Genomic DNA, 7,921 nt, shown 5'->3' with positions numbered 1-7,921 from the left:
TTTGACGTGGGGGGGGGGGGGGGGGTTACCCGGCTAAGCCGGTGTTGCTGGCAGGTCTCGATCGGATCGTATGCGTGCTTCGCGGCTTACGCCGCTCCTACAAAGATAGCTGCGGTGCGCGAGGATATGTGACCCGGCAACGGCTGCAGGCCATCAATTCTCCACTGCTTCTGCACTGACCGAGCAAATTTCATCGTCGGATGTGGGAGCGGCGTAAGCCGCGAGGCTGGCGATGCTGGCAGGCCTTGATCCGATGCTATGCGTGTTTCGCGGCTTACGCCGCTCCCACAAAAGGAATTGTGCGTGCACGCATGTTGACCGGCCGGGGTGGTGCCTCAGGGAACGGACAGGTCCCAGTCGATGCTGCTCGCGAGCCAATCGGTATCTTCTGACCGACCAGGGGGTGTGTCTTGATCGCGCAGTGCACGCAGTTCCAGCAGCTCCTGCTGTGCACGCTGTTCAAGCCGCGCGAGTTGTTCGCGTCGGCTCAGCGGGGTGCCGCTGGCGGTAGGTGATGGAAGCATGGCGTCATCAGCCTGCGATGCTGGCTCGGCGTTGCTGCTGGAGGTGGAGCGGGATGTCAGCATATATCAGTGCGGTTGCAGCAACAGCAAAGCCCCGGCCAAGGGCCGGGGCTCGGGTACAGGGATGGAGCAGTGCGAAATCAGAACAGCTCCACCGTGCCTGCGCCCATGCTCTGCTGGGACACCGGCTTGTGCGGCGGGCGTTCCCATTCCACGCGCATTTCGCGCAGGCGGTTGCCGGTGCGCTGCAGCGCGCTGACCATCTCGCCATCGAAGACGCCGCCATTGCGATGCAGTAGTTCCTGCAGCGCCACGGCTTCGCGGTTGATCGCGCCAAGGCGGTCAAGATGGGTGTGCACGCCGCCCAGGGCCTGGGTGGCGATGTCCTCGAATTGCAGGGCGCGCACGGCTTCGGCGACGCTGCCGTCGATGGCACGGCCGCATTCGGAGATCTCGCGCATGCCATCACCCAGCGAGGCGTTGATGGCGGCAACGCTGTCCAGCATCGATGCCGCTTCGTGGCGGGCTTCGCGGGACCGGTCCATGTCGCGTGAGGCCATGTGGGTGACGGTTTCACGCACCTTGGCGATCGCGTCCTTGGAGCTGTGGGCAAGCTTGCGGATCTGCTCGTTGAAGGTGGTGGAGCGCTCGGACAGATTGCGCACCTCGTCGGCCACCACGGCGAAGCCACGACCGGCTTCACCGGCACGTGCGGCTTCGATGGCGGCATTCAAGGCCAGCAGGTTGGTCTGGTCGGCGATCGACTTGACGTCTTCCAGCAGGGCGAAGATGCCATCCAGGTGCTGCGCCATCTGGTCGATGTGCTGCACGGTGTTGCTGCTCTGGCCGCTGACCTGCTCAAGTGCTTCCACCAGCTGTTCCATCTGGTGGCTGGCATTCTGGGCGAAGCGGGCCACGTCGACACCGCCGCCACCTTCATCACCGGCGCGGTCAACGATGCGGGCCAATGCCTGGCTCTGCTGGCGCGACTTGCGGCTCATCGCATCGAAGCTGCCGCCCAGGCCGCCGACGGCCTGCCGGATCAGCTCGCGTGCGCGCTCGATCTCGCTGCGCGAACCATCGATTTCGTTGCTGACAAAGCTGCGCAGTTCGTTGAGCAGCTGGTCCTGCTCTTTCAGTACCTTGGCGTGCTCGGGTGAGCGCTGGCTTTGCGAATGCACGCTCCACCAGGCAAACACCAGCCAGCTCAGCACCATGGTGGTCAGGATCGCCCACAGGGCCGCAGAGGGCCAGGACAGGGCGGCAGCGACCACAACCAGAAGGGTGAGGACAAGCGGGGCTGCCAAACGGATTGCAATACGTGAATACATGGACGTTCTCGGGAGAGTCACGAATGCAGTATCGGCAGTGGGCAGGGTGTCTTTAGCCCACAGAGGTGAATCCCGGGAGGTTTTGCGATGCAGGCCCGCAACCCATGCGATTGCGGGCCTTGAAAATCAGCGCAGACGGCGCTCGATGGCTTCGAGCATGGCCTTGCGCGAGAACAGGAAATCCCAGTAAGCGCCGCCAAGCTGGCGCCACAGCACCGCCGAGCGTACCGCTGCCAGCAGCAGCGCCCGGATCTCCGACACCACCATCGCCTGGCCCAGGTAATGCGGGTTGCCCTGCACCATGATCTTCGGCTTGAGCTGGCTGATGGTGTCCGCATACAGCGCGCCCATCGCGCTCAGTACGTCCGGGTGGCAGCTGTCGCCGCGCTCGCGGGCAATGCCAGCGGCGCGCTCGATGCCGGCTTCCACCTTGTCGACCGTGGCGCCTTCACGCACGAAGCGACGTTCCAGCTGCATCACCGACAGCGCGAGCCGCGGCAGCAGGTCGTCCTTGCCCTGGTTGCGGAAGTAGTCGCGCAGCAGGCGCAGACCGGGTTCCACCTGGCTGGCACTGCCATACACGGCAGCGGGCGAGCTGGCATCAATACGCATTACGCTGTCCATTGCGGTGCGCACCACGGCGCTCTCCGAATGGCCGGTTTCTGCGATGCGGCGGACCTGCTGCAAGGCCTGGGCAATGCCAGCCAGGGCAAGTACGCGGTCATCGATGGAAAAGGTCATGGTTATCTCTCAAGGGGAAACAGGGGCTGCCAAGCGGCGCTCCAGCGGTGCATCGGTGGCGGCGATCACCGCGCCGCCCAGGCATTCCATGCCGTCATACAACACCAGCGACTGGCCGGGGGTGACGGCGCGTTGCGGGCGTGCGAAATGCACGTCCAGCGTACCGTCATCACGCACCTTCACGGTGCAGGCTTCGTCCGGTTGGCGGTAGCGGGTCTGCGCGGTGCATTCGAATTCACGGGCGGGTGGGGTCCCGGCAATCCAGTGCATGGTTTCGCTGCGCAGCCAGTTGGACTGCAACCAGGGGCTGTCATGGCCCTGGTCGACATATAGGATGTTGCGGGCCACGTCCTTGCCGACCACGAACCATGGTGCTGCCGGGCGCCCACGAACGCCGCCGATGTTCAGGCCTTCGCGCTGGCCAAGCGTGAAATAGAACACGCCGGGGTGGCGGGCGATCAGCTGGCCGTCGGGGTCGTGGATCTCGCCCTCGCGGGCCGGCAGGTACTGGCCAAGGAATTCGCGGAAATCGCGTTCGCCGATGAAGCAGATACCCGTCGAATCCTTCTTGGCATGGGTGGGCAGGCCGGCGTCACGGGCGATGCGGCGCAGCTCGCTCTTCTCCATGTGCCCGATCGGGAACAGGGTGGCTGCCAGCTGGGTCTGGCCCAATTGGTGCAGGAAATAGCTCTGGTCCTTGCCACGATCGGCACCGCGCAGCAGGCGCCAGCGGCCGCCGGAGTGGTCGGCCTGGGCGTAGTGGCCGGTGGCGATGCGCTCGGCACCCAGCTCGCGCGCGGCGTCCAGGAAGTGCTTGAACTTGACCTCGCGGTTGCACAGCACGTCCGGGTTGGGCGTGCGGCCAGCCGCATATTCGGCCAGGAAATGCTCGAACACACCCTGCCAATATTCGCTGGAGAAATCGCGGAAGTGGAACGGAATGTCGAGCCGGCCGCAGACCGCCACGGCGTCGCGGCGATCATCCTCGGCACGGCAATGGCCGCTGCCATCGTCGGCCCAGTTCTGCATGAACAGACCGGCGACATCCAGGCCTTGCTGGACCAGGGTAAGTGCTGCCACCGACGAGTCCACGCCGCCGGAGACGCCCACCACGATGTTGGGATTGCTCACGGTGCCACCTGTCGCACGATCGAAAGCGGGTAGCGCTGCCCGGCCAGCCAGTCGGAAATCGTATGCCAGACCAGCGGGCTGCGCAGCCGCGCCATATCGGCCTGCAGGGCTACCGGGCTCATCCACAGTGCCTGCACGATGCCAGTGTCCAGCGCCTGCTGCGGGTGGTGCTGCAGCGGCTCGGCGGAGAAGGCAAAGCGCAGGAACGGCGTGCCGTCGGCGGCCGTCCACTGATAACTGCCGATGAAGCCGGTCAGGTGCACGTCCCAACCGGTCTCTTCGCGGGTTTCACGCACGGCCGCCTCGAGCAGGCTTTCGCCTGGCTCGAGATGGCCGGCCGGCTGGTTCAATACCCGCCGGCCGTTCTTTTCTTCTTCCACCAGCAGCAGTTGCCCTGCGCGGGAGACCACGGTAGCCACGGTCACATGTGGCGCCCATCGCTGGGACTGCAATGCATTCACGCTCAGTACTCGTCCTTGGACGTCATTTCCAGCTCGATCGCATCGGCGCTCTTGGCGGCGGCGTCGATGGCGTCGGAAATCACCTCCGCGCTGGCATCGGCGTCAATCTTCACCACGAACATGGCCACGTCGCCCTGCTTGACCCAGCCGCCGAGCTTGGAGTCGTTGGAATCCTCCAGCAGGCGGTTGGCGACCAGTGCCGGGAACTGCGGACCTTCGGACTTGTAGCCCGGCGACCAGATTTCGCGCACGTGGTGGCTGCCATAGGTTTCGACGTTGGAGCGCACGAACACCAGCTGGGTACGGTCGTCGTCCATTTCAAAGACCAGCTGGTAGTCACCATCGCTGTCTACCTCGTACTTGTACTCGAGAGTATCAAGCAGGCGACCGACCGCACGGTCCGGTTCGCCGGCAAAAGCGCTTCCAGCGGCGGCGGTGGCCAAGGTCAGCAGGGCGATACTGAGTACGGACTTCTTCATGTTTTCCCCAAGGAATGGATGGTTAGCCGGTAAATTGTGCGGGGGCGAGGGGGCAGACGTCCAATGGTCAAAAGACAGCCAACTGGAACGGCTATAATCGCCAGATGTCCCAGAAGACCCAACACGACAGCGAACACGGCCTGCTGGTAGCTCCCGGCAAGCCCGAGGTTGCGCCCCCGCCGCAGTACCAGGTGATGCTGCTGAACGACGATTACACCCCGATGGACTTCGTGGTGACCGTCCTGCAGAGTTTTTTCTCGATGGACATGGACAAGGCCACCCAGGTGATGCTGCACGTCCATACCCGCGGCCGTGGCATCTGCGGTGTGTATACCCGTGAAGTCGCCGAGACCAAGGTCGCGCAGGTCAACGAGTTCTCGCGCATGAACCAGCACCCGCTGATGTGCACGATGGAGCGGGCCTGAGCCTGCCTTGGGCGCCGATTCTGCGCCCGCCTTTCTGCCCATGTGGCATGGTTGTCAGCATCGGCGGCGCAGCGGTCACTTGCCCGCTGTAGAACTGCCGGTGTGCCCGGGTGCATGCGTCCGGGCTGGCGGAACGATGCGTTTCGCACGACGCACACAATCCGGTTCCAAGCCCCTGTTCCTGCGTCGAAAATGAATGCAGGATTCACGGGGGCGGGCGATTTGCCGCGCCTGCCGGCCCGGCGTCTACATCTTCGTCATTGCGGTGCTGGAAAAATCGTCGTCAGGCCGCATATTGTCTCCAACCGCAACCGGAGTGCCTTATGTTCAGTAAAGACCTCGAGCAGACCATTGGTCAGTGCTACAAGCGCGCCCGAGAAGCCCGTCATGAGTACATGACGGTTGAACATCTACTGTTGGCGTTGTTGGAGAATGCTTCGGCGCAGGCGGTTCTCAAGGCCTGCGGCGCAGACCTGGAGCGTCTGGGGCGCGAGCTGGAGAAGGCGATCAATGCCTCGGTCTCGTTGCTGGCCGAGGATGACGGCCGTGATACCCAGCCGACCCTGGGCTTCCAGCGGGTGCTGCAGCGGGCCGTGTACCACGTACAGTCCTCCGGCAAGAAGGAGGTCACCGGTGCCAATGTGCTGGTCGCCATCTTCGGCGAGAAGGAATCGCACGCGGTCTATTACCTCAACCAGCAGGACGTGACGCGCCTGGATGTGGTCAATTACCTGTCCCACGGTGTGGGCAAGAGTGGCGATGACCCGGAAATTTCTTCCCCGCTGGAAGGTGAGGGCAGGGCTGAGGGTGGTGAGGGTGAAGGCAAGGGCGATTCCCTGGCCGAGTTCGCCAGCAACCTCAACGAACAGGCCAAGGCTGGGCGGATCGATCCGCTGGTTGGGCGCCGCGACGAGATCGAGCGCACCATCCAGGTGCTGTGCCGCCGCCGCAAGAACAACCCGCTGTATGTCGGCGAGGCCGGCGTCGGCAAGACCGCCATCGCCGAAGGCCTGGCCAAGCGCATCGTCGATGGTGAGGTGCCGGACGTGCTCGCCGATGCGGTGATCTATTCGCTGGACCTGGGGGCGCTGGTGGCTGGCACCAAGTACCGCGGCGACTTCGAGAAGCGCCTGAAGGGCGTGATCACCGCGCTGAAGAAGATTCCCAATTCGGTGCTGTTCATCGACGAAATCCACACCATCATCGGTGCCGGTTCGGCGTCGGGTGGCACCATGGATGCATCCAACCTGATCAAGCCGGCGCTGGCCTCGGGTGAGCTGCGCTGCATCGGTTCGACCACGTTCCAGGAATACCGCGGCATCTTCGAGAAGGATCGTGCCCTGGCGCGGCGCTTCCAGAAGATCGACATCGTCGAGCCGACCATCGGCGAGACCTTCGAGATCCTCAAGGGCCTGCGGCCGAAATACGAGGCGCACCACAGTGTGACCTATGCCGACGACGCATTGCAGGCGGCGGTGGACCTGTCGGTCAAGCACATTGCGGATCGCCTGTTGCCGGACAAGGCCATCGACGTGATCGACGAGGCCGGTGCGCGCCAGCGCCTGTTGCCGGAAGGCCAGCGCAAGGAGCGCATCGACATCGAGGAAATCGAAGCCATCGTCGCCAAGATGGCGCGGATTCCGGCCAAGCAGGTCACGGCGACCGACAAGGATGTGCTGCAGCATCTGGAGCGCAACCTGAAGATGGTGATCTTTGGCCAGGACCAGGGCATCGAATCGCTGGCTTCGGCGATCAAGCTGTCACGTTCCGGCCTCGCCAGTCCGGACAAGCCGATCGGCAACTTCCTGTTCGCCGGCCCCACCGGCGTCGGCAAGACCGAGGTGACCCGTCAGTTGGCATTGCAGCTGGGTATCGAGCTGGTGCGCTTTGACATGTCCGAGTACATGGAGCCGCATTCGGTCAGCCGCCTGATCGGTGCGCCTCCGGGCTATGTCGGCTTCGACCAGGGCGGCCTGCTGACCGAGAAAATCGTCAAGACGCCGCACTGCGTGCTGCTGCTCGACGAGGTGGAAAAGGCGCATCCGGACATCTTCAACATCCTGTTACAGGTCATGGATCGTGGCGTGCTCACCGATACCAACGGTCGCGAAGCCAACTTCAAGAATGTGGTCTTGGTGATGACCACCAATGCTGGTGCTACCCAGGCAGCGCGTCGCTCGATCGGCTTCACCAAGCAGAACCATGCAACCGATGCGATGGAAGTGATCCGCAAGAGCTTCACCCCGGAGTTCCGCAACCGCCTGGATGCCGTGGTGCAGTTCCAGCCGCTGGGCTTCGAGCACATCCTGCGGGTCGTGGACAAGTTCCTGATCGAACTGGAAATGTTGCTGCAGGACAAGCACGTTTCGTTGTCGGCCACCCCGGCTGCCCGCGAATGGCTGGCCCATCACGGCTTCGACGCCGACATGGGTGCGCGTCCGATGTACCGGGTGATCCAGGACAAGGTGAAGCGCCCGCTGGCCGACGAACTGCTGTTCGGCAAGCTGTTGAACGGTGGCAAGGTCAGCATCGACGTCCGCGACGGCGAGCTGTTCGTGGAAACCGAGTCCGAGCCGGAGCATCTGTTGCCGGCGACGGTGTAAGCCAGCTCCTGTGGGAACGGCGTAAGCCGCGAAGCCAGGATTGTGTCGGCGCAAACAAAACCCCGCATCCAACGATGCGGGGTTTTTGTTTTTTGCTCCATGCCCCCTCCCTTGTGCCGAAGGCGCAGGGGAGGGCTGGGGAGGGGGGCTTCGTTGCCTCTGTAGTGCCGAGCATGCTCGGCATGGGGCATTGCCGGGAACGCTCCTGCCGAGCATGGCTCGGCAC

At 63.8% G+C, this 7,921-nt stretch carries 8 protein-coding genes; 2 read left to right on the top strand and 6 right to left on the bottom strand.

From position 1 onward, the window contains the following. Window positions 1–335 precede the first annotated feature (335 nt). From QMX78_RS18655 to QMX78_RS18630, 6 genes are all read right to left on the bottom strand, one after another. Window positions 336–587, bottom strand: coding sequence for a hypothetical protein (locus tag QMX78_RS18655; protein WP_282272358.1), 252 nt, complete (start codon window positions 585–587; stop codon window positions 336–338). A 77-nt stretch (window positions 588–664) separates the two neighbouring features. Further along, on the bottom strand, window positions 665–1,855 hold the full coding sequence (locus QMX78_RS18650; RefSeq protein ID WP_282272356.1) for a methyl-accepting chemotaxis protein: 1,191 nt from the start codon (window positions 1,853–1,855) through the stop codon (window positions 665–667). 126 nt (window positions 1,856–1,981) lie between these two features. Continuing rightward, entirely contained in the window at window positions 1,982–2,596 is a 615-nt protein-coding gene (gene hflD / locus QMX78_RS18645; RefSeq protein ID WP_282272354.1) for a high frequency lysogenization protein HflD, read from the bottom strand. Between the two features lie 9 nt (window positions 2,597–2,605). Further along, window positions 2,606–3,727: a tRNA 2-thiouridine(34) synthase MnmA gene (mnmA, locus tag QMX78_RS18640; RefSeq protein ID WP_282272350.1), complete on the bottom strand. Its 1,122-nt coding sequence runs from the start codon at window positions 3,725–3,727 to the stop codon at window positions 2,606–2,608. Beyond that, window positions 3,724–4,188 (bottom strand): NUDIX hydrolase, encoded by a 465-nt coding sequence (locus tag QMX78_RS18635; protein WP_282272349.1) that lies wholly within the window; start codon window positions 4,186–4,188, stop codon window positions 3,724–3,726. Before QMX78_RS18635 ends, mnmA begins: the two co-directional genes overlap by 4 nt. Window positions 4,189–4,190: 2 nt before the next feature. Beyond that, entirely contained in the window at window positions 4,191–4,667 is a 477-nt protein-coding gene (locus QMX78_RS18630; protein WP_282272348.1) for a hypothetical protein, read from the bottom strand. A 104-nt stretch (window positions 4,668–4,771) separates the two neighbouring features. On the opposite strand from QMX78_RS18630, the gene clpS reads away from it, so the two are divergent. Next, entirely contained in the window at window positions 4,772–5,092 is a 321-nt protein-coding gene (clpS, locus tag QMX78_RS18625) for an ATP-dependent Clp protease adapter ClpS (protein WP_282272346.1), read from the top strand. A gap of 323 nt (window positions 5,093–5,415) precedes the next feature. Next, window positions 5,416–7,695: an ATP-dependent Clp protease ATP-binding subunit ClpA gene (gene clpA, locus QMX78_RS18620; RefSeq protein WP_282272344.1), complete on the top strand. Its 2,280-nt coding sequence runs from the start codon at window positions 5,416–5,418 to the stop codon at window positions 7,693–7,695. The last annotated feature ends 226 nt before the right edge of the window (window positions 7,696–7,921 follow it).

The sequence above is a fragment of the Stenotrophomonas sp. PS02298 genome (genome assembly GCF_029959445.1).
Classification (GTDB): domain Bacteria; phylum Pseudomonadota; class Gammaproteobacteria; order Xanthomonadales; family Xanthomonadaceae; genus Stenotrophomonas.
This window is presented reverse-complemented; position numbering and strand designations above follow the sequence as displayed.

Excerpts from the sequence above, each read along its gene's own strand:
- QMX78_RS18655 (WP_282272358.1), bottom strand. The coding sequence starts at position 587 with ATGCTGACATCCCGCTCCACCTCCAGCAGCAACGCCGAGCCAGCATCG.
- QMX78_RS18650 (WP_282272356.1), bottom strand. The coding sequence starts at position 1,855 with ATGTATTCACGTATTGCAATCCGTTTGGCAGCCCCGCTTGTCCTCACC.
- hflD (WP_282272354.1), bottom strand. The coding sequence starts at position 2,596 with ATGACCTTTTCCATCGATGACCGCGTACTTGCCCTGGCTGGCATTGCC.
- QMX78_RS18630 (WP_282272348.1), bottom strand. The coding sequence starts at position 4,667 with ATGAAGAAGTCCGTACTCAGTATCGCCCTGCTGACCTTGGCCACCGCC.
- clpS (WP_282272346.1), top strand. The coding sequence starts at position 4,772 with ATGTCCCAGAAGACCCAACACGACAGCGAACACGGCCTGCTGGTAGCT.
- clpA (WP_282272344.1), top strand. The coding sequence starts at position 5,416 with ATGTTCAGTAAAGACCTCGAGCAGACCATTGGTCAGTGCTACAAGCGC.